The 20870-nt window shown below is 63.9% G+C and carries 18 protein-coding genes and 1 pseudogene; 13 read left to right on the forward strand and 6 right to left on the reverse strand.

Annotated features, from left to right (window positions below; genetic code table 11):
- Nucleotides 1–212: 212 nt before the first annotated feature.
- From guaA to ACQR07_RS17610, 5 genes are all read left to right on the forward strand, one after another.
- Nucleotides 213–1814, forward strand: a complete 1602-nt coding sequence (gene guaA, locus ACQR07_RS17590; protein ID WP_434903493.1) for a glutamine-hydrolyzing GMP synthase — start codon at nt 213–215, stop codon at nt 1812–1814.
- A gap of 207 nt (nt 1815–2021) precedes the next feature.
- Nucleotides 2022–2735 carry a hypothetical protein gene (locus ACQR07_RS17595; RefSeq protein WP_434903494.1) on the forward strand — a complete coding sequence of 238 codons (714 nt, stop codon included), beginning with the start codon at nt 2022–2024 and terminating at the stop codon, nt 2733–2735.
- A 214-nt stretch (nt 2736–2949) separates the two neighbouring features.
- Entirely contained in the window at nt 2950–3192 is a 243-nt protein-coding gene (locus ACQR07_RS17600; RefSeq protein WP_434903495.1) for a type II toxin-antitoxin system Phd/YefM family antitoxin, read from the forward strand.
- Between the two features lie 4 nt (nt 3193–3196).
- A complete protein-coding gene (locus ACQR07_RS17605; protein WP_434903496.1) occupies nt 3197–3628 on the forward strand; it encodes a type II toxin-antitoxin system VapC family toxin in 432 nt (143 codons plus the stop codon).
- 1368 nt (nt 3629–4996) lie between these two features.
- On the forward strand, nt 4997–5197 hold the full coding sequence (locus tag ACQR07_RS17610) for a hypothetical protein (RefSeq protein WP_434903497.1): 201 nt from the start codon (nt 4997–4999) through the stop codon (nt 5195–5197).
- A gap of 194 nt (nt 5198–5391) precedes the next feature.
- On the opposite strand, the gene ACQR07_RS17615 is transcribed toward ACQR07_RS17610, so the two are convergent.
- The 6 genes from ACQR07_RS17615 to ACQR07_RS17640 all read right to left on the reverse strand — a co-directional run bounded on the left by ACQR07_RS17615 (nt 5392) and on the right by ACQR07_RS17640 (nt 12696).
- Entirely contained in the window at nt 5392–6888 is a 1497-nt protein-coding gene (locus tag ACQR07_RS17615; RefSeq protein ID WP_434903498.1) for a sugar ABC transporter ATP-binding protein, read from the reverse strand.
- Nucleotides 6885–7979 (reverse strand): hypothetical protein, encoded by a 1095-nt coding sequence (locus tag ACQR07_RS17620; protein WP_434903499.1) that lies wholly within the window; start codon nt 7977–7979, stop codon nt 6885–6887. The genes ACQR07_RS17615 and ACQR07_RS17620 overlap by 4 nt, the downstream gene beginning before the upstream one ends.
- The gene (locus tag ACQR07_RS17625; protein ID WP_434903500.1) at nt 7976–10093 is read right to left on the reverse strand and encodes an ABC transporter permease; all 2118 of its coding nucleotides are present in this window, start codon (nt 10091–10093) and stop codon (nt 7976–7978) included. Before ACQR07_RS17625 ends, ACQR07_RS17620 begins: the two co-directional genes overlap by 4 nt.
- Nucleotides 10094–10168: 75 nt before the next feature.
- Entirely contained in the window at nt 10169–11185 is a 1017-nt protein-coding gene (locus ACQR07_RS17630; protein WP_434903501.1) for a sugar ABC transporter substrate-binding protein, read from the reverse strand.
- A 39-nt stretch (nt 11186–11224) separates the two neighbouring features.
- Nucleotides 11225–12196, reverse strand: coding sequence for an ABC transporter permease (locus ACQR07_RS17635; RefSeq protein ID WP_434903502.1), 972 nt, complete (start codon nt 12194–12196; stop codon nt 11225–11227).
- Between the two features lie 38 nt (nt 12197–12234).
- Nucleotides 12235–12696, reverse strand: coding sequence for a hypothetical protein (locus tag ACQR07_RS17640; RefSeq protein ID WP_434903503.1), 462 nt, complete (start codon nt 12694–12696; stop codon nt 12235–12237).
- Nucleotides 12697–13203: 507 nt separating this feature from the next.
- On the opposite strand from ACQR07_RS17640, the gene ACQR07_RS17645 reads away from it, so the two are divergent.
- From ACQR07_RS17645 to ACQR07_RS17680, 8 genes and pseudogenes are all read left to right on the forward strand, one after another.
- Nucleotides 13204–13419 (forward strand): hypothetical protein, encoded by a 216-nt coding sequence (locus tag ACQR07_RS17645; protein WP_434903504.1) that lies wholly within the window; start codon nt 13204–13206, stop codon nt 13417–13419.
- Nucleotides 13420–13487: 68 nt separating this feature from the next.
- Nucleotides 13488–13970: pseudogene (locus tag ACQR07_RS17650) on the forward strand (acetamidase/formamidase family protein); the annotation flags it as partial.
- A gap of 699 nt (nt 13971–14669) precedes the next feature.
- On the forward strand, nt 14670–15242 hold the full coding sequence (locus ACQR07_RS17655) for a cupin domain-containing protein (RefSeq protein WP_434903505.1): 573 nt from the start codon (nt 14670–14672) through the stop codon (nt 15240–15242).
- Between the two features lie 335 nt (nt 15243–15577).
- A complete protein-coding gene (locus ACQR07_RS17660; RefSeq protein ID WP_434903708.1) occupies nt 15578–16594 on the forward strand; it encodes an ABC transporter permease in 1017 nt (338 codons plus the stop codon).
- 3 nt (nt 16595–16597) lie between these two features.
- The gene (locus ACQR07_RS17665) at nt 16598–17449 is read left to right on the forward strand and encodes an ABC transporter permease (protein ID WP_434903506.1); all 852 of its coding nucleotides are present in this window, start codon (nt 16598–16600) and stop codon (nt 17447–17449) included.
- A complete protein-coding gene (locus ACQR07_RS17670) occupies nt 17449–18411 on the forward strand; it encodes an ABC transporter ATP-binding protein (RefSeq protein WP_434903507.1) in 963 nt (320 codons plus the stop codon). The genes ACQR07_RS17665 and ACQR07_RS17670 overlap by 1 nt, the downstream gene beginning before the upstream one ends.
- Entirely contained in the window at nt 18408–19400 is a 993-nt protein-coding gene (locus ACQR07_RS17675) for an ABC transporter ATP-binding protein (RefSeq protein WP_434903508.1), read from the forward strand. The genes ACQR07_RS17670 and ACQR07_RS17675 overlap by 4 nt, the downstream gene beginning before the upstream one ends.
- Nucleotides 19390–20844: an amidase gene (locus tag ACQR07_RS17680; protein WP_434903509.1), complete on the forward strand. Its 1455-nt coding sequence runs from the start codon at nt 19390–19392 to the stop codon at nt 20842–20844. Before ACQR07_RS17675 ends, ACQR07_RS17680 begins: the two co-directional genes overlap by 11 nt.
- Nucleotides 20845–20870: the final 26 nt, after the last annotated feature.

Below are 20870 nucleotides of genomic sequence, written 5' to 3' on the forward strand. Positions count from 1 at the left end.
CGCGTGGCATGCTGGTCGTTTGGGCCGCGCTGGCGCGCGCCGTGCCCACCGTCTCACCTCGTGCACGCCGCCGGACGGTGGGCACGGCGCCCTTGCTAGCTCCCCGGTGGAGAGAGCACGGCAGCGCCTTTGCCCACCCTACGGCGTCACGGCGCAGTGAATCCCGTCGGCCAAGGGTTGCGAGTCCCCCCGCCGCGGCGTAATTCCTTGCCATGACAGCCCCAGCCAACAACACCCCCGCCGCCGCCGACACCTCCGTGGCCGCGCTCCATGACAAGATCCTGATCGTCGATTTCGGCAGCCAGGTCACGCAGCTGATCGCGCGCCGGGTGCGCGAGGACGGCGTGTATTGCGAGATCGTGCCGTTCCAGAAGGCGGAGGCCGCCTTCCGGCAGATGAACCCGAAGGCCGTGATCCTCTCCGGCGGCCCCGAATCCGTCCACGAGGCAGGCTCGCCGCGCGCCCCGCAGCTGATCTTCGATAGCGGCGTCCCCGTGATGGGCATCTGCTACGGCCAGATGACGATGGCCGCGCAGCTCGGCGGCACCGTCGAGGGCGGCCACCACCGCGAGTTCGGCCGCGCCGACGTCGAGGTCAAAACCAAAAGCCTGCTGTTCGACGGCGTCTGGCAGCCGGGCGAGCAGCATCAGGTGTGGATGAGCCATGGCGACCGCATCACGCAGATGCCGCCGGGCTTCTCCGTCGCCGGAGTCTCGCCGAACGCGCCCTATGCCGTGATCCAGGACGAGCAGCGCAAGTACTACGGCCTGATGTTCCACCCCGAGGTGGTGCACACGCCCGACGGCGCCAGACTGATCCGCAACTTCGTCCGCAACATCGCCGGTCTCGGCGGCGACTGGACCATGCGCGCCTTCCGCGAAGAGGAGATCAAGAAGATCCGCGCCCAGGTCGGCAAGGGCAAGGTGATCTGCGGCCTCTCCGGCGGCGTGGACTCCGCCGTTGCCGCCGTGCTGATCCACGAGGCGATCGGCGACCAGCTCACCTGCGTGTTCGTCGATCACGGCCTGCTCCGGCTCAACGAGGCCGAGACCGTCGTCGATCTCTTCCGGCACCACTACAACATCCCGCTGGTGCATGTGGACGCCTCAAAGCTTTTCCTCGGCGAGCTCGAAGGGGTCACCGACCCCGAAGCGAAGCGCAAGACCATCGGACGACTCTTCATCGACGTGTTCGACGCCGAGGCCAAGAAGATCGGCGGCGCCGATTTCCTGGCGCAGGGCACGCTCTATCCCGACGTGATCGAGAGCGTCTCCTTCACCGGCGGCCCCTCGGTGACGATCAAGTCGCACCACAATGTCGGCGGCCTTCCGGCGCGCATGAACATGAAGCTGGTCGAGCCGCTGCGCGAATTGTTCAAGGACGAGGTCCGCGTCCTCGGCCGCGAGCTCGGCCTGCCCGACGTGTTCGTCGGCCGCCACCCGTTCCCGGGCCCCGGCCTCGCCATCCGCTGCCCCGGCGAGATCACGACCGACAAGCTCGACATCCTGCGCAAGGCCGACGCCATCTACATCGACGAGATCCGCAAAGCCGGCCTCTACGACACCATCTGGCAGGCCTTCGCCGTGCTGCTCCCCGTCAAGACCGTCGGCGTGATGGGCGACGGCCGCACCTACGACTACGTCGTCGGCCTGCGCGCCGTCACGTCCACGGACGGCATGACGGCGGATTTCTATCCGTTCGACATGAAGTTCTTAGGGAACACGGCGACGCGTATCATCAACGAGGTGAAGGGCGTGAATAGGGTGGTGTACGACGTGACGAGCAAGCCGCCGGGGACGATTGAGTGGGAGTAGGCAGAACCAAATTCGGAGTTTGAACGCGGAGGCTGCTGCTTGACTACTGAGAGTCGACCATGGGCTAAGGATTTCCAAATCCAATCCGTAGCGGATTTGGACTTCGTTGTCGGCCAGAGCGTCGGATTTCCAGTTGGGATGTCTAGAAAGAGTACGCCTGAGTTTCGGCGACGTGTTGTTGCAGCCTTAATATCTCATCGGATGGGGTTGTCCTCGATCGACTATGCTCTGAAGCGCTACGTTAGACCAGAATTGTACGAGGACGACGGTGTCGGGCTAGGCGACGAAGCTAGTGACTTTTTGCGAGAAAGCGTTGATGAGCTAATGCGCGGGTTGGGCGGGCTACATACAAAAAATCCATCGTTTGGCGTTTTTGGTGCGGAGATAACGCTCTATCGGATACCCCACAGCTTGGATGCAGCTCGATTGTTGTCGAATAGGGGGCTGTTACTTGAGGTCCTTCCTATCCTACGTTTGTGTTTTGAGATGATGTCGTGGGCTAATACTGCCTTCTACCTGCAGGAGGAGGATGCCGTTGTGAACTTGAAAGCGCAGTCGTGCATTTCGCTCCTGAAAGAAGTCTATCCAACGGCTGGTAAAGTCTACGGGTATCTATCCACGTTCTCTCATTGGGGGCACGCCATCCATGAGCAGTTCATTCAGGTCGAATCGGAGCAAGTTTCCGTTCTGAATGCGTCTGTGCGCTACCGTGCTATGTCGCTCGGATTGTGTTTAACTATTCTGGACATATTTCTCTCGGTGGTCAGAGGGCTCTACAAGGAGCGCAGTGAAGCCTTGATCTCTAACGTGCAAGGCGTAGTTGGTTCTGGCTCCGATCGTAGAGCGTTCGCAATGCTGTCTCGGATAGAGGGGATCACTGGCCTGAAGGAGCTAAAAGAAATCAGGACCCTAATTTCGTAGTGCGAGCTCTTGCGCGCAAATAGTGTGTCGCAGCTAGTGCGCCAGTCGTCATGATTGACCGGGGGATTGCGTGACAGTGCACATAACCCTTTTGGTTTGCGGCGAAGTCCGTTGGGACCGTTGTTCGCGACGGAGCATGTGTAGCTTTGACGATCTTGCACCGGCAGGTCATTCGCGCTATATAACTACTGTGGTCACGATTGAGGACGAAGCCATGCGCGAGATTCAGCTTCGTGATGCCAAGGCGAACCTCTCCGCAGTTGTCGATCAGGCGGTCGAGGGCAAGCCGTCGGTGATCACGCGTCACGGCAAGCGCGAAGTCGTCGTCTTGAGCTATGAGGAGTGGGAACGGTTGTCTCACGTGCCGAGCTTTGGACGTCTGTTGATGGCGGCGCCGCTGGCAGCGGATGATGTGCCAGAGCGCAACCCGTCTCCGGCACGAACCGCCGATTTCTGACATCGTGTATCTCGTCGATACCAACGTCATTTCGGCGGCGGCGCCAGGACGTTCGGTCCCGGCCGCGCTGGTCGATTGGATGGATGCGCAATCGGCGTCGCTGTTCATCTCGGTCGTGACGGTCGCGGAGATCGAGGACGGGATCGCGAAGCTGCGGCGGGAAGGTGCCACCCGCAAGAGTGCCGACATCGCCGCGTGGCTGGAAACGGTGGTGAATCTCTACGCCGACCGCATTCTCCCGTTCGACATCGAGGCCGCCCGGATCGCCGGCGCCTTGACGGATCGGGCGAGGGGGCTTGGCCATGCGCCGGGCTTCGCCGACATCATCATCGCCGCGACGGCGCGCCGGCATCAATTGACCATCCTGTCCCGCAACCTCCGGCACTTCGAGCCCCTGGGTATTGCCGTGCGCGATCCGTTTGCGGCGCTGCCGTGAACACGACGAGATGATGGTGGTTCGAGATGCGCCTTGTGGCGCTCCTCACCATAAGGCGTCAGATCCGCAACCGAGGCGTAGGTGGACTATCAGCAGCGTGCTAATGGAGACGAGAGACGGCGTTTCTTCCGATCGGGATCTTGAAATGTCAGAGCACGCTTTCACTCCTCACCCTGAGGAGCGCGCCCTTGGCGCGCGTCTCGAAGGGCGAGGCCCGAGCTGAGGCCTCATGGTTCGAGACGCGCCGCCATGAAGGCTCTTCGTCATGGCACGACCGGTGGTGCGGCGGTCCTCACCATGAGGGGGTAGCCCTAGACCAGGAGTTGCAATTTGACCATGAGCAGCGTGCTCATGGAGAGGGTTTGAGGCTGCGCCTCTACGCTCCTTCGCTGTCGCCGATCGACTGAACGATCGTCTGCCCGACGGGCAATTCTCGCATGCCCCGCATGCACCAACTGCCCGTCGTGCCAGTTTGTCGCAAACTAATCCCTTGCACCGTCGGGCAAATCACCTCCACATATCAGCGCATCCCGGCTCGTTGAAGAGGGACGTTTCGCGATCGTCACGAGCGTCGAGCCGGAGGATGCGATGGGCGCGTTGCTCTGCAGCCTGGTCTCACGACCTGTGCCGACGGACGGAGCGAGGCGACGGCGAAATGGTGTGGTCCTGGCGTCCCGAAGCTGACGCCAAGCCGGCGGTGATGATGATCCGCTGGTGACGGGGGCAAGACAGCCGGTCCCCGGGGAGAGCGCCTATAAGTCGGAAAACCGTCGCGCAGGGAAGGCCGGATATTGGGCTATACCTGTGGTTCTGCCGCGTGCTTATTTGCTGCACGCGGACCGCGGGTATCAGCCGATACCCGGTCTTCCCTGCGCCTCTTCTTCGAAAGGAGAGGTTCACTCGAGAGCACAACTCGGGCGGAAGCCGCCGCGAGAGCGTCCCGTTATGTCGGCTGTTTGAAACGTGTAGCACTGACCCATCCGATGTCCTGCACGAGGAGGTCGAGGCAATTGATCTGCAGCCTCTGCAAACTTCCTCGCAATCCGATCTGACGCGTCGACGACCGACTATTTGCGTAAGCGTGTCCGGTTCTGAAACAAACGCTGCGCGTCGCCGCGATCTTTGAAGTTCCATTTCATTGACGCGGTGACGTGCGGAACGGATATTCACGGCCACAACCGCTCAACCTGGGATCGCCGACATGAGAACGAGAACCGCAGCCCGTTGCCTGGTGCGCAAGCGCCGCGCCGGCCGCTGCTTCTCCGCGGCGACCGGGGTCTGTTGCTGATCGCCGCAGCCGAACGCGACATTCATCATACCAGCAGATCAGACAGGAGCGCCGCAGCCTGAAGCGGCGAAGGATCGACCATGCCCAACGCCTACGTCATCGAGGTCTACAACCGCACCGCCGGTATCGTCACCGCCGACGAGCGCGGCTTCAGCTTCTTCTCGTCCGAACGCGCCTTCGACAGCCTGGAAGGGCAGTCCTTCGCCTCGGCGCGCGAGGCCGAACGCGCGGCCCGCGCGCTCGTCACCACCGGCGGGCGTCGCCGCCGCGGCGCCATCTGACATCGCCTCCATCATTTTCTCGAAAGGCTGACAGCTCATGAGCTTCTACAGGGACTTCAACGACAAGCTGGCGATTCAGGCTTGCAACGATGCCAGGCGCGAGCCGTATCGGACGATCGAGGTGTGGCGCAGGGGGCCGTTGAGGAGGTTGCCCCAGGGTAGAAGGACACCTAATTAGCCGATCTCGCTGGTCATCAATGGATTGCCGCGTACATGATCTTCTCTTCTGTCGCTTCGATCGCCGAAAACTCCTCGACGACCTTGCCCTGCCGCGAGACCAGGATGCGATCGGACAGCGCCATGATTTCTGGAAGATAGGAGGAGATCACGACAACCGCCTTACCTTCGTCGGCTAGCCGGTTGATCAGCTCGTGGATCTCAACGATAGCGCCAACGTCGACACCGCGCGTCGGCTCGTCGAAGATGATCAGCTCCGGGTCTTGGATCAGCGATTTGGCGATGACGACCTTTTGTTGGTTGCCGCCCGAGAGCTCGACGACCTTGACCTCGTCGCCGATGGCGCGGACCTTGAGGCGCTCGATCCAGGTCTTGGCCGCCGCATTGCTTTCGCGCCGCGACAGCCAGGCGTGGCCCGCCGGAAACTTGGCGAGCAGGCCGAGATAGATGTTGCGCGCGATCGAGGCGGTCTCGAAGAAGCCTTCGACTTTGCGGTCCTCGGTCACATAGGCGATGCCGGCCTTCACGGCCGGGGCGGGCACCCGGTAACGCACCGGCCTGTCGTTGAGCAGGATTTCGCCGCCGTGGAAGAAGTCGCGCTTCAGGACGCCCGATACGATCTTGAACGTCTCGGTGCGGCCCGCGCCGACCAGGCCGAATACGCCGGTGATCTGGCCTGCGAACACCGACAGCGAATTGTTCTTCACCATCGGCGCCATCTTCAGGTTCTGCACGGTCAGGACGCGCTTGCCGCCGGGGCGAACGGTCTCCTTGCGGGTGCCATAGAGCGTGTTGGAAAGGTCGCGACCGACCATGGCCTGGATGATGCGTGCGCGGTCGAACTTCGAGGCGTCGTCGGTCACGACATGCTTTCCGTCGCGCAGGACGGTGATGCGGTCGGCGAGCAGCAGCGCCTCCTCGAGCGCGTGCGAAATGAAGACGATCGACACGCCGCGCTTCTTCAGGTCGCGCACCAGATCGAAGAAGTACTTCTTCTCCTCCGGCGTCAGCGTGGCCGTCGGCTCGTCGAAGATGATGACCTTGGCCTTGTGCAGGACCGCACGGGCGATTTCGACCATTTGCTTCTTGGCCGCGCCCAGTCCACCGACGGTCGCCGTCGGCGTCACGTCGAAGTTGAGCGATTGCAGGAACTGCTGGGCCGCGATGTAGATGCCGCGCAGCCGGTTGTAGAATTTCTCCTGACCGAGAAAAAGGTTCTGCGCCACGGTCATCGTGGGCACGAGGCTGTTCTCCTGGAACACCATCGCGATGCCGAGGTTGCGCGATTCGAGCGGCGTCTTCGGAGCGACGGCTTTGCCGTCGACGGCCATGGCGCCCGAGGTCAGCGTCACGACGCCGGCCATGACCTTCGTCAGGGTCGACTTGCCTGCGCCGTTTTCTCCGACCAGGGCGTGGATCTCGCCGCGCCGCAGGTCGAAATCGACGCCGTCGATCGCCGGCACGCCGGCATAGAGTTTCGTCGCCTTGGAGAGGGACAGGACGATGTCGCTCATGGGCTGACCTCTTCGCCGGCCACCGCGACCGGCAGCTTGAGTACGCGGCCCGGTCCTTTGGCGATTACGACGAGATCGTCGCCCAGCTCGGCAGCCGCCACGATGCCGTGATTGACGCCATCGGCGCGGCTGTGCAGCGAGTAGCGCGGCAGGCCGTCGGCGCCGAGCCGGATGACGAGGCCGTAGGAGCGGGGAGGAGCCCACGGCTTCATGACGCCCATGGTCTTGATGTGGGCGCCCTGCAGCGGCTCCTTGAACGAGTTTCCGGAGTTGAGCCGTGGGACGATCCAGTATTCCGGATCGATCTCCGCCATCATGCGGCGGCGGTAGGCCGGCTCGCGCAGTACGAACTCCACGAGCTGCGTGCGCGCGGTGAATGCCGTAAGCCAGAACCCTCCGCCGCGCGCAGGCGAAAGCCTGGAGGGATAGACCGGCAGACGGCTGAGCAGGACCCTGCGCGTGCCGTCGGGCGCAATCGATACGATCCGGTGCCCCCAGCTCTCGCTGATGACGACGTCGCGGCCGCTCGCCGCCGCGCCGAACGCGTAATGCAGCCTGCCGGCAATCGGCCTGATGGTCCGCGTCTTCGGATCAAGCCGAAACACGCGGCCGGTATCGCCAAGCTCCATCAGGTCGCGAGCCCAGTCGCCGACGCCGCGCAGCGACGAGCCGTCGGTCGCGATCAGCGTGCCGTCGGACGCGGCGGCCAACGCGTTGACGGCATGCAATTCGCCAGTGAAGGTCGACGAGGGTGTCTTTGCGGCTGTATCGTCGTAGACATGGACCTCGGTGCCGCCGAGCGCGACGGCGATGCCGCCGGAGGGCAGCACGGCGAGGGCGGAGATCGGCCGGTCGAAGGTACGGACCGTTGTGGCCGACGATACGGTCAGGCGGAGCAGCCGCACGCCGTCGGCAACGAGCAGCGAATTGCCGTCGATTGCGAGATCTTCCGGCGCGTCGCACTCCAACAGGGTCTCGGCCCGCTCGAGGAGCTGGTTGGGTTTCAGCGCGCCGTCGAACGACGGAACGGTGATGGTCGCGTCGCCGCGGCCGAGGATGCGGTTGGCGAATTCGCGGACGGCCTCGATCACGATCGTTTCCCCCAACGCTTGTCATACTGGACGAAATCGGGATCGGCGTTGGCCAGCTTGTACCGGCCGATGCGATTGTTGAGGATGCCACCGAGATAGAGATATCCGCGGTGCTCGCGCATCGACGTGATCATGGGGTGATTGAGGCCCTTGAGGTCCCAGAACGATTCAAGGATCTTGCCCTGTTCGTTGAACTTGACGACGCAGCCGGTGTTGATGTTCGGGAACAGCCATTCGTCGACCGGCACCCGCTTGGCCATGCGGCGGCGGAAGCCAGGCATTTTCCAGGCGAGATCGAGCGAGGGGCTGCGCATGCCGACCAGCGCCAGCCAGTAATTGCCGTCTGAGGCGAGGTTGATGTTGTCGGGGTATCCCGGCAGATTGTCCATCACGACCTCGACGGCGCCCTTCTTCGGTCCGGCGAACCAGTAGCGCTTGATCGAGCAGCCGAAGGTCTCCGCGAACAGGATCGACTGCCCGTCGCTCGCGACTGCGACGCCGTTCGGGAATTTGAGCCCGCGCAGCGCGGTGTGCGTGATGCCGGTCTTGGTGTCGTAGCAGATGATGCGGCCGTTGCCGCGGGCCTCCAGGCCGTCGACCGGCCACTCGTCCATCTCGTAGCGGACGGTCGCCTCGGAGAAGAAGATCAGCCCGTCATCGGTGATGTCGAGATCGTCGGCGAGCCGAAGCCGGCTGTCGTCGTTGACCGAGTACATGCTGCGATTGGTCTCGTCGGTGACCTTCTCGACGGTGCCGTCCGGCTTGATGCGATAGAGCCCCATGCCGCCGATGCAGACGTAGAGGTTGTCCTCGCGGTCGAACGCCATACCGAGCGGCTGGCCACCGATATGAGCGAAGAGCTCCATGCGCTCATAGTCGGGCGGGAAGAACCGGATGATGTCGCCGTGGCGAGATCCGGCGTAGAGCACGTCGTTGCGGTCGAGGATGACGTCCTCGGGAGCCTCGATCCGCCCGAGCCCGATCGACGAGACCTCGCGCAGCTTGTCGTTCTGCTCGAACGGTCCGCCCTTGCCGATCTCGGTCGGGGGCGGCGGCGGCAGCGCATGATAGGTCGGCGCGACATAGACCTTGCTGATGATGCGCGTACGGTTTTTCTGCCAGCGGATATCGACCATCGCGGCGACCAGCAGGATGCTGGCCAGCGCCATGCGGTTGGCGCCGCCGCGAGCGTTCATCGCCGTCAAGCCGTTGGTGATCAGGAGGACGATCAGGACGCCGACCGCCGACTTGACAACCGACCCCTTGCCGCCGCCGAGCGTGATGCCGCCGAGCACGGTCGCCGTCAGCACGATCACCTCGAGGCCGACGCCGATGTCGCCGCCGACGGTGCCGAGACGGGCCGCGAAGAACAGCGCGCCGATGCTCGTCAGTACGCCGCTCGCGATATAGCAGAGCGCGATGGTCCGGCGCACCGGGATGCCTGAATTGTAGGCCGAGCGGCGCGATCCGCCGATTGCGGTGATATGCCAGCCGGGCCGCAACCGTGTCAGGAAGATGTGGCCGAAGATCGCGATCGCGATGTAGACGATCGCGACGCTCGGAATCCCGAGCACGCTGCCGCCGCCGATGAAATCCCAAGACGGAATGTCGGGCAGGGCCGATGCGATGGCGTTGGAGTAGCGCTGGATCAGGAGGTCGAATGCCGAGCGGTAGATGATCAGCGTGATGAGCGTTGTGATGAAGGCGCGAAGCCGGAGGTAGCCGATCAGGAAGCCGTTCACGGCGCCGAGCAGGCCGCCGAAGACCATGGTCGCGACGATCACGGCGGGGACCGGCCAGCCGAGCACGTCGAGCAGATAGAGCGCGCAGAAATCCGTGAGCGCGAACATCGATCCGACCGAGAGATCGATGCCGCCCACGATTACCACCAGCCCCATGCCTAGACCGATGAAGCCTATCTCGCCGGCCTGGCGCGCGGTGTCGGCGAGGCTTGACGGCGACAGGAAATGCTCGAGCGACCGGCTGAGCGCAAAGCCGACGATCAGGAGCAGGATGACCGGAACGGCGGTTTCGGTCCATCGCTTGGACAGGATCTCGCCGAGGAGGTGGTCCGGCCAGTAGCGATATCGCAGCCGAGTGAATGTCTCGCGCATCTGCCTTCCATGCATTCCAATCAGACAATGGGTGCGCGTCCCGAGGCGAGCCCGGGACGTGCGTTCATGCGACGATCACTTCTTGAGATCGGAGAGATTCCAGCACGTCGTCTGGCTGTCGGCGTTGTCTTTGGTGATCGGAACGAGCGTCGTGTACTCCGATCCCTTGACCGATCCGGGCTTGGCGCCCGACGACAACAGCCATTTGATGGTACCGGCCATCTGGGCCGCCTGCGTCGGTACGTCGTAGCTCATGTTGAGGTCGAATGAACCGTTCTTCACGAGCTCGCAGGCGCCCTTGCGCTCGCCGCCGCCGGAGGTCGCCAGGAAGACCTTGCCGGTAAGCCCGGCCTCCTTGATGGCGGCCGCGGTGCCGATGTCCATGCCGTCCCAGAAGCCGACGATGCCGCACAGATCGGGGTTCTGCTTCAACACCGTCTGCGTGATGGCCTTGGCCTTGGCGGCGTCCCAGTCGGCAGCCTGGCTGGAGACGACCTTGATCTCGGGATGTTTCGCGAGGACGTTCTCGACGCCCTTCAGCGTATATGCGCTCGCGGCCGCCGACAGCGCACCCTGGATGATCGCGATCTTGTTCGACTTGCCCTGGCAGGCCTTGACCACGCCTTCGGTCTGCCGTTCGCCGATCTCGATCCAGTTCGCGCCGACGAAGGCCGAGCTGCGATAGGCGGAGCCCATGTTGATCTGGATGACGTAGATGCCCTCGTTCTCGGCGCGCTGCAGCAGCTTTGCGTAGGTCTGCACGTCGGGATTGTGGATCACCATCACCGCCGGCTTCTCCGAGATCAGCGAGGTGACGGCCTGGGCGCCGGCATTGGTGTTCCAGTTGGGATCGCGAATCTCGAACTTGACGCCGTAGGGCTCGAGCTCCTTCTTCAGGCCGGCGTACCAGCCTTCGGTGAGATCGAAGTTCATCGCCACCGGCACGTAGGCAACGGTCTTGCCGGCGAGCGCGTCGCGGAAGGGCTTCTGGAATGGTTCGTCGAGCCCCTGTTGCGCGAACGCGGGGACTGCGGCGGCCACGACCGCCGAGGCGGCGATACCCGCAAATGCAAGCTTTCGGATCTCAATCATTGCTTCCTCCTCCTTTGATAGTCCCGATGTTGCGGCGAACTAGATGTCGCCTTGTTGGGCCGTTTCCTCGTTGCGTGGATTCAGGAACGTGTCGGTGATGACGGCGACCAGAAGGACGACGCCCTTGATCAGGTTTTGGCCGGCGTAGGGGATGTCCAGGATGGTCATGCCGTTGAGCATCGTTCCGATCAGCAGCGTGCCGATGATGACGTTCACGACGCCACCGCGCCCGCCGGACAGACCGATGCCGCCGAGCACGACGACGAGGATGACGTCGTAGATCAGAGTCGAGTTGAAGATGCGCGTGGGCATCGAGTTGACGGACGCCGCCATGACGAGACCGGCAAAGCAGCCGATCAACGCAGCCAGGACATATTGCAGCACGATGATCGGTCGCGATGGAATGCCGGTGACACGTGCGGCGAACGGATTGTCGCCAACGGCGTAGATATAGGCGCCCCAGCGGGTCTGGCGCAGCAGCACGAACACCACGACGCAGGCGATCGCGAACATCACGATCGAGGTGGGTATGCCAAGAATGCTGCCTTGCCCGAGCCGCTCGAACCCGGCCATGCCGTCGCTCCACTGCACGACGTCGAGCTGAAACAGGGCTGACTGGCCGAGGCCCGCGACAAAAATGCCGCTGGCGAGCGTCGCAAACAGCGGCGGCACTTCGGCGTAGGCGATGAGCCAGCCGTTGACGAGACCGATCGCGATCGCGAGCAGGCCGGCGGCCAGCAGCGACGCCGGAAGTGAGTGCCCGTTCTGCACCATCTGCAGGACCAGGCCGCCGGGGACCGCGAGCGCCGCGATCAGCGACAGATCGATGCCCCGGCCGATCACGACGATGGCCATGGCGAGACCGAGGATGCCCAGCACCGCCACGTTCTGCAGCAGCGTCAGCATGTTGTCGGCGGTGAGGAAGCCCTTGAGCACGATCGAGAACACGATAAACAGCGCCGCGAAGACGGCGAACACGATTTCCTGCTGGCTGAACCGAAGGCGCTTCATCGTTGTCTCTCATCAATTCCGGATCGGGTACTGCTTCATCACAAGGCGGCCTCGATCAGATAAGTCTGCGGCAGGCTCGCCAGGCTGTCGGCCAGCGGCGTCGAAGCTTGCGAACGGCCTCGGCAGGGGCCGGCTCTCGCCGACGACCAGGGAGACGCTACGCGCGCAGCCACGTTGCTGGCCGTTTGCCAGATCGCGGCATCGGCCGCTTCCGACGGGATCACCAGCACCGTCCCACCTTGCGCCTTGAGCAGGTCGACGATCGTATCCTCGTTGAGGAGATGGTTGATCGAGCTCGCGACGCCCGCCACCTGGGCGTCGAGCAAGGCGGGAAAGACCTGCGGCAGGATCGGGCAAAGGATCGCGACGGTCGGACCGTCGGGCATGATCCCGTACGACCTGAATAAGTTCGCGGCACGGGATATTTCGCCGAGCAACTGGCGATGCGTGAGGCTGACGTCGCCCGACGGCGTCAGGATGCTCAGCGCGCCGGGATGCAATCGCGCCGTCGCCTCGAACAGGTGTTAGAGAATGCGTGCAGACACGAGGAAATCGTACCGCAACCGCTCGAGCGCCTCGATATCGGCAATGGACGTGACGGGTCTCGTAAACCTCGTTGTCTTCGCGCAAGGCGGATCGACGGGCATCGCTGCAGCGCGTGCAGGCATCCTTTCCCTCTGTGAGCCGCTGCTTGTTATTCATAGCTCGCCGCCCCAACGGCGCTTGCCCCGGAGCGCAAAGGTTTTGCGTGTGCGTGCAAAGTTGGCTTGCGCAGAGCCGCTAGACATCTAGAATCGCACTATTCTCTGTTGTGCGACGCACAAAGAACTTGTGGCTGTTGCCTATGGGGCAACCGATCAATCTTGTATTCACGACAGAGGACCTCGAGCCGTCCAACGCTACGCCGCCTGGCAGGGTATGCGATGTCTATGTCCATGTCGACGTCGAAGCGGAGAAGCGCTCCGACTATCGGGCTTCATCTGGAGGCGCGGTTCGGCGCCGTCACCATGACTGACGTTCTCTTGTCGGAGCGCATCACGCGCCGCGAGCGCCACATCGCGAAGCTCGACAACGACTGCTACTACGTCGAGTTCGTCGAGCAGGGAAAGATGAATGTCCTCCAGGCCGGGCAGTCGCTGCTCACCAATCCAGGCGTCGGTGCGATATTTTCGGCGTCCGAGGCCTATGATCTGGAGTGCGTAGGCAAAGTGCGGTCGCTGTAATTGGAGATTCCGCGCGCGGAGTTTGCCTCGCGCTTCAACGCGAGCAAGATCCCTGTCGCGATGACCATGGCATGGCGCCGCAGCCGAACTGGGGTCGGATCTCGTCGATCATGCCGCGCGCGATGGGCGGCAACATGGACAACAAGGACCTCCGCCCCGGCACCAAGGTCTACTTCCCGGTGTTCAACGAGGGCGCGCTGTTATCGGTGGGGGATGGCCATGGCGTGCAGGGCCATGGCGAGGTCTCCATCACCGCACTGGAGACCGCATTGACCGGCCATTTCAGGTTCACCGTCCGCAAGGACATGAAGCTGACCGCGCCGAGGGCCGAAACGCCCACGCATTACATGACGATGGGATTCGACGAGGATCTCGATGGCGCTGTCAGGCAGTCGCTGCGCGACATGATACGCTGGCTCGGCGACATCCGCGGCTTGTCGGCCAACGACGCCTACGCGCTCTGCAGCCTGGCCGGGGATTTCCACGTTACCCAGATGGTGAACGTGATCCGTGGCTCGCACTGCATGATCCCGAAATCGATCCTGAAATGAGTACCGCGGGCTCTCCGATCACGTAGTCCAACAGATCGAATGATCAGGCCGTCCGCGCGTTCGCCCGCCAGCTTCACCGCGAAGCAGGGGCCTCACGATTTCCAGTTCTCGGCCCCGTGTAAGGCAAGGCAAGGCGCTGGCGCAGACGCAAGGCCTCAATGTTCTGTATATCCAGCGACGCGACGAGACGTTCGTCGAGATTCCCGTCGGTCCCGTGTTCGAGGTGCCAGGGGCAACGTCGGAGGAGGTGAGGCGGCAAGAACGGGCTTCGGCTTTGTGACGAGATGCGGCTTGACTTCGCCATACGATGTCACTGCCCGTGGTGTGCGCAGATCGCGACTCCTATCCGCGTGAGACCAGGAATACGGCTGCCGCTTGAGTGTGCCGCCTTAGCTGACAATCCGCTGCGCCTCTTCAGCCCAAGCCTCATCTTGGGGATGATGGCTGGAGTGCTGCATGTTCAAGAGTTCGGAGTCCAGCTTTCCCCGCAGCTCGGCATTGAGCGATTTCGCTCTGCCGGCAAACTGCGGGGGCCATGGGGCTGGCGGTCGCGCGAGGGGCTCCACCAACTGTGGTCGCCGCCGGGCCACCGCTGCGCCAATTCCACATCCTTAATTACCTTCCGGCCGCATAACATGCTGGTAAATCACGTGATTATTATGCATATGTCGGCTAGCTGAAACTGCTGGAACCCGCCCCGTGAACTTGGAAAGCACATTGAATATCGGTCCGCGTCTTCGGCGAGCACGGCTGGCCAAGGGGATGCGGATGCGTGACCTCGCGCACGTCGTCGGCTGCGATGAAAGCATGATCTCCAAGATCGAGGCCGGCAAAGTCATGCCGTCGCTGCCCATGCTGGATAAGATGGTCCACGCGCTCGACCGCGACATGGCCTCGTTCTTCGGCCTGAGGGTGGACGACTACAAGCTGGTGCAAAAGCCAGAGGATCGGATGAAGGTGCCGGTCGATGCGCTGCGCGGCGGCAAAGGGGTCATCTACGAGCGTCTGGTCCCTGTGGCCGCCGGGAATCTGCTCGAGGCGAACATTCACGTCGTCGCTCCCGGCGGAGAGAAGGTCGATCTGATCACCCATCAGGGCGAGGCCGTCGGCTACCTCGTGTCCGGAACCATCGAACTCACCATCGACGACACCACCTATCTGATGACCGCCGGCGACTCCTTCTTCTTCAAGGCCTATCTGACCAACAGCTATCGCAACGTCGGACCCGACGAAGCGCGCATCGTCTGGGTCAATACTCCGCAGGTTCACTAGAGGCCGGTTCGTCACGGGGGCGGGTAGGCGGCCTTCCATTTGCGCTGCGTCGTTGCATGAATTTCATGCATGTGACGAGAACGGAAGCAGGGGTTTTGGAACCTCTGCCTTCCGCAACCTCACTGCAGAGCTGCGAGGAGGTCAAATCGCAGCAGTTCCGCTATCCCCTTCATTTCAATGGCTCTCCGGCAATGATGGCATAGCGCTTGCTTAATCCTCGACATGACTGTGATGCATGCCGATTGCCCCCGGCTGCGTCCGACTGTCGATGGGGCCTCACCCGTTGAGGCGCGCGGCGCAAGCCGTCGCCGCAGCGAATGATGGCAGGCGAACCGCTGATGGCTTTCGTTTGGAAACGACTGCTTGGCACCATCCCGAGCCTGGTGGGCGTCGTCGTTCTCACGTTCTTCATCTCGCGCGCGCTGCCCGGAGATCCAGCGGCGTTCTTCGCCGGACCGGCGGCCAACGCCGCGTCGATCGCCAGCATCCGCGCCACGCTGGGCCTCGATCGTCCGCTGCCGGCGCAGTTCGTGAGCTACATCGCCGACCTCGCGCACGGCAATCTCGGCCGCTCGCTCACGACCGGGCAGCCGGTGCTGACCGATCTGCTCGAACGGCTGCCCGCATCGCTCGAATTGTCATCGTTCGCGCTGCTGTTCGCGATCGGCATCGCTATTCCGATGGGGGTGTGGGCAGCGACGCGTATCAATGGCGGCGTCGATCATGCCTGCCGCGCGCTGGTCACCGTGAGCGCCGCGTTTCCGACCTTCTTCGTCGGCCTGCTGTTCGTCTATATCTTCTACTTCCTGCTCGGCTGGGCGCCGCAGCCGCTCGGCCGGCTCGACGAGATTGCCTTCTCGCCGCCGCCCCGCGTCACCGGGGCCTACACCATCGACGCCGTCATTGCGGGCGACTGGCCGGTGTTGCGCGCGGCGATGGCGCAACTGATCCTGCCCGCGATCTCGCTCGGCCTGTTCGCGCTGGCACCGATTGCGCGGATCACGCGCGCCGCGATGCTGGAGGCCCTGAGCAGCGATTTCATCCGCACGGCCCGCGCCAGCGGCCTGCCGGTGCGCAAGATCCTCATGGCCTACGCCTTCCGCAACGTGCTGCTGCCGGTTTCGAGCGTGCTCGGCATGGTGTTCTCCTTCCTGATCGGTTCGAACGTGCTGATCGAGCAGGTGTTCGGCTGGCAGGGCGTCGGGGCCTATGCGGTGGCCGCGGTGATTGCCTCCGACTACGCTGCGGTGCAGGGCTTCGTGCTGATGATGGCCGTGCTCTACGTGCTGCTGAATCTCGCGGTCGACGTGTTCGCAACGCTGGTCGATCCCCGCGTCAGGTTCGAGGGCTGAGCGATGAGCCTCGTCACGCTCGCCCGCAACACCGGTTATGCGTTCGGCGAAAATCGCCTGACGCTGGTCGCCGCGATCATTCTGGCGCTGCTGACGCTGTGCGCGATCTTCGGTCCATCGATCGCACCCTTCGATCCGCTGCTCACCTCGGCGACCACCAAGCTTGCGCGCCCAAGTCTTGTGCATCCGTTCGGCACCGATGCGCTCGGACGGGACATCCTGAGCCGCGTCATCGTCGCGACGCGGCTCGATCTCGGCATGGCGGTGTCGGCGGTGGCGCTGTCCTTCGTGGTCGGCCTCGCGCTCGGCGCGCTCGCCGGCTATTTCGGCGGCTGGACCGATCGCATCATTGGCCGGGCGATGGACACCATCATGGCGTTCCCGCTGTTCGTGCTCGCGATGGGCATCGTGGTGGCGCTCGGCAACAGCGTCGCCAACATCATCATCGCCACCATGATCATCAACCTGCCGTTCTACTGCCGCTTCGCCCGTGCGGAGGTGAATGTGCGGCGCGAGCTCGGCTATGTCGAGGCAGCGCGCATGGGCGGCAACGGACCGCTGCGCGTCCTGATCAACCACATCGTCCCGAACATCCTGCCGCCGATGATGGTGCAGGCTTCGCTGAACATGGGATGGGCGATCCTGAATGCCGCCGGCCTGTCCTTCATCGGGCTCGGGGTCCGGCCGCCGACGCCCGAATGGGGCATCATGGTCTCGGAAGGCGCGAGCTACATCATTTCCGGCGAATGGTGGGCCTTCATGTTCCCGGGCGCGGCGCTGGTGCTCGCGGTGTTCTCCTTCAACATGCTGGGTGACGGGCTGCGCGATCTGCTCGATCCGAGAAAGCGCGTGTGATGGCGCAGCTCGAGATCGACAACCTCTCGGTGGAATTCCGCACTCGTCATGGCGTGGTGCGTGCGCTGGATGCTGTCAGCCTGTCGGTGTCGCGCGGCGAGATTGTCGGCGTGGTCGGCGAAAGCGGCTCCGGCAAATCCGTCACCGCCTACACCGTGATGGGCCTCAACGATGCCGCCGCACGCATCACAAAGGGCGCGATCACGATGGGCGGCATCGATCTCCTGGCGGCGCGCCCGGAGGCGATGCGCGAGCTGCGTGGACGCGAGATGGCGATGATCTTCCAGAGTCCGCGCACCGCGCTCAACCCGATCCGCAAGGTCGGCAAGCAGATCGAAGACGTCTTGCAGGAACATGCCGCACTCCCTCGGCGCGACCTGAAGAAGGCAGCGATCTCGGCGCTGGCGCGGGTGCGCATTCCCGATCCCGAACGCCGCGCGGAGGCCTATCCGTTCGAGCTCTCGGGCGGCATGTGCCAGCGCGTGATGATCGCGATGGCGCTGGCCTGCACACCGTCGGTGCTGATCGCGGACGAGCCGACGACGGGGCTCGACGTCACGACGCAGGCCGTGATCATGGACCTGATCCGGGAAATGAGCCGCGCGACGCAGATGTCGACCTTGCTGATCACCCACGATCTCGGTCTCGCCGGCGAATATTGCGACCGGATCGCCGTCATGCATGCCGGCCACATCGTCGAGATCGCTCCCACGGAGGAACTGCTGGAGCGTCCGGCGCATCCCTATACGCGCCGGCTGCTGGCGGCGACGCCCGTGCCGGAGTCGCGCCTCGACGACCTCAATGCCATTCCCGGCCATCTGCCCGATCTCCGCGGCGCGCTGCCGCCGTGCCGCTTCAGCGGACGCTGCGAGCTGAGGCAGCCGATCTGCGACGAAGCGGAGCTGCCGTGGACCCATGTGTCGCCCGAGCATCTCGTGCGTTGCCGGTTTCCGCTGTCATGACGTCGCTGCTCGAGGTCAGGTCGCTGTCCAAGCTGTACCCGATCAAGCGGGCGGGGAAGGGAGCGGAGCTCCATGCCGTCGACGATGTCAGCCTGATGATCTCAGCCGGAGAAAGCGTCGGCCTCGTCGGTGAATCCGGCTGCGGCAAGTCGACGATGGTGCGCCTGCTCGGCCGGCTGATCGATCCCACCGCAGGCCAGGTCCTGATGGATGGCGAGGATCTCACCGCAATCACGCAGACGAAATTCGCGGCGTCGCCGAGCCGGCGGCGCATCCAGGTCGTGTTCCAGGACGCGACCGAGAGCCTCAACCCGTCGTTCCGTGTGTTCCAGACAATCGCCGATCCGCTCAAGCGGCTGCTCGGCATCACCGACAGCGTCGAGATCGCGCGCCGCGTTCAGACTACCGCCGCCCTGGTCGGGCTGCCGGTTGAGCTGCTGCAGCGCTATCCGCATCAGCTTTCGGGCGGCCAGCGCGCGCGCGTCGGCATCGCGCGCGCCGTTGCTGTCGAGCCCTCGCTGTTGATCCTCGACGAGCCGACCTCGGCGCTCGACGTCTCCGTGCAGGCCGTGATCCTGCGGCTGCTTGCCGATCTGCGCGCGCGGCTGTCGATGAGCTATCTGTTTGTGTCGCACGATCTCAACGTGGTGCGGCTGCTGTGCTCGCGCGTGATCGTGATGTATCTCGGCAAGATCGTCGAGATTGCGCCTGCGGAGGCGTTGTTCACTGCGCCACGCCATCCCTACACGCAGGCGCTGGTCGCCGCGATTCCGGATCCCGCGCGACGCGGTGAAGCGCGGCCGCGGCTCGACGGCAGCCCGGCCAGTCCGATCAATCCCGATCCCAATGTCTGCCGCTTCTACGGGCGCTGTCCGAAAGCAGCCGACATCTGCGCGAAGGTGATGCCGCCGCTGCGCGCGACAGGGCCGGATCATTTGGCCGCCTGCCACTTCGCTGTTTCACCCGCTGGAGGAAACGATGAGCGCTGACAACGAAATCTGCCGCATGGACGCCGCCACCGTGGCGGCGAAAGTCAAGGACAAGACCCTCTCGGCCACGGAGGTCACAGAGGCGGTCCTGCGCCGCATGGACAAGCTCGAGCCGCACATCCATGCCTTCTGCACGCCGACCCCCGATGTTGCGCGCGCTGCCGCTGCCGCCGTCGACGCCAAGATCGCGGCCGGCGAGGATCCCGGCCTGCTCGCGGGCGTGCCGATCGGTATCAAGGATCTGGTCGCGACCAAGGACATCCTCACTGTCATGGGGTCGCCGCTCTATCGGGACTTCGTGCCCGACGAGGACGACATCGTCGTCGAGCGCCTCAAGGCAGCTGGCGCCGTCATCATCGGCAAGACCAATGTGCCGGAGTTCGGCTACAGCGGCGTCGGCCACAATCCGGTGTTTCCGGCGACGCGCAACCCCTGGAATCTCGACATGACGTCGGGCGGATCGAGCGCCGGCTCCGGCGCTTCGGTCGCGAGCGGTGTCGCGCCGTTCGCGATCGGCTCCGATGGCGGCGGCTCGATCCGCATTCCCTCGGCGCTGTGCGGGCTCTACGGGATCAAGGCCTCGATGGGGCGCGTGCCGCTGTATCCGGGATGCCGGGACGAACGCTATCCCGGCGTGTCGAGCTGGGAGTCGCTCGAACATGTTGGCCCGATGAGCCGCACCGTGGTCGACTCCGCGTTGATGCTCAAGGTGATCACCGGACCTGATCCGCGTGATCGCTACTCCATCCCCGCCGCCGATTTCGACTACGTCGATGCTACGAAGGAGAGCATCAAGGGCCTGCGGATCGCCTACAGCGAAGACTGGGGCTATGCGCCCGTCGACCCCGAAGTCCGTCGCGTCGTCTCCGAAGCGGTCCGCGTGTTCGAGACCGACCTCGGCTGCACGGTCGAGCGCGCCAATCCCGGCTGGGACGATCCGTTCCCACATTTCTGGACCATCGTCGCCAGCGACACCGATCTCACCGGCATGCGCCGGATGATGAAGGGGCGCGAGAAGGAAATGTCGCCGCATCTCGTCGCGCTGTTGCAGCGGCAGTGGACGGCCGAAGAGTTCACGGATGCCAAGATGATCCGCCAGATGGTCTGCAACCGCATGTGGCGGTTCATGGCCAACTACGATCTCCTGATCACGCCAACGCTCGCGGTGCCGGCGTTCCCGCTCTACATGCAGGGGCCTGAGATCATCGAAGACAAGATGGTCACGACCGGCGACTGGCTCTGCTTCACCTTCATCTGCAATCTGACGGGCCAGCCCGCGGCGACCATTCCCGCGGGCTTCACCAAGGCTGGCCTTCCTGTCGGAATGCAGATCATCGGCCGCCATCTCGCGGATCGTACCGTGCTCGCCGCCTCTGGCGCCTTCGAACAGGCGCGCCCGTGGGCGCACGAATGGCCGAAGCTGCTGGGCGAGCTCGGCCTCTGACACTGCCTCCAACCACCCACCTGAAA

Origin of the sequence: Bradyrhizobium sp. HKCCYLS20291 (assembly GCF_051167715.1) — a bacterium.
Classification (GTDB): Bacteria; Pseudomonadota; Alphaproteobacteria; order Rhizobiales; family Xanthobacteraceae; genus Bradyrhizobium.

What these genes read in the sequence shown, in the direction of transcription:
- ACQR07_RS17615 (WP_434903498.1), bottom strand. Translation starts at nt 6,888, where the DNA reads ATGAGCGACATCGTCCTGTCCCTCTCCAAGGCGACGAAACTCTATGCC.
- ACQR07_RS17625 (WP_434903500.1), bottom strand. Translation starts at nt 10,093, where the DNA reads ATGCGCGAGACATTCACTCGGCTGCGATATCGCTACTGGCCGGACCAC.
- ACQR07_RS17665 (WP_434903506.1), top strand. Translation starts at nt 16,598, where the DNA reads ATGAGCCTCGTCACGCTCGCCCGCAACACCGGTTATGCGTTCGGCGAA.
- guaA (WP_434903493.1), top strand. Translation starts at nt 213, where the DNA reads ATGACAGCCCCAGCCAACAACACCCCCGCCGCCGCCGACACCTCCGTG.
- ACQR07_RS17680 (WP_434903509.1), top strand. Translation starts at nt 19,390, where the DNA reads ATGAGCGCTGACAACGAAATCTGCCGCATGGACGCCGCCACCGTGGCG.
- ACQR07_RS17670 (WP_434903507.1), top strand. Translation starts at nt 17,449, where the DNA reads ATGGCGCAGCTCGAGATCGACAACCTCTCGGTGGAATTCCGCACTCGT.
- ACQR07_RS17610 (WP_434903497.1), top strand. Translation starts at nt 4,997, where the DNA reads ATGCCCAACGCCTACGTCATCGAGGTCTACAACCGCACCGCCGGTATC.
- ACQR07_RS17645 (WP_434903504.1), top strand. Translation starts at nt 13,204, where the DNA reads ATGACTGACGTTCTCTTGTCGGAGCGCATCACGCGCCGCGAGCGCCAC.
- ACQR07_RS17600 (WP_434903495.1), top strand. Translation starts at nt 2,950, where the DNA reads ATGCGCGAGATTCAGCTTCGTGATGCCAAGGCGAACCTCTCCGCAGTT.
- ACQR07_RS17675 (WP_434903508.1), top strand. Translation starts at nt 18,408, where the DNA reads ATGACGTCGCTGCTCGAGGTCAGGTCGCTGTCCAAGCTGTACCCGATC.
- ACQR07_RS17635 (WP_434903502.1), bottom strand. Translation starts at nt 12,196, where the DNA reads ATGAAGCGCCTTCGGTTCAGCCAGCAGGAAATCGTGTTCGCCGTCTTC.
- ACQR07_RS17630 (WP_434903501.1), bottom strand. Translation starts at nt 11,185, where the DNA reads ATGATTGAGATCCGAAAGCTTGCATTTGCGGGTATCGCCGCCTCGGCG.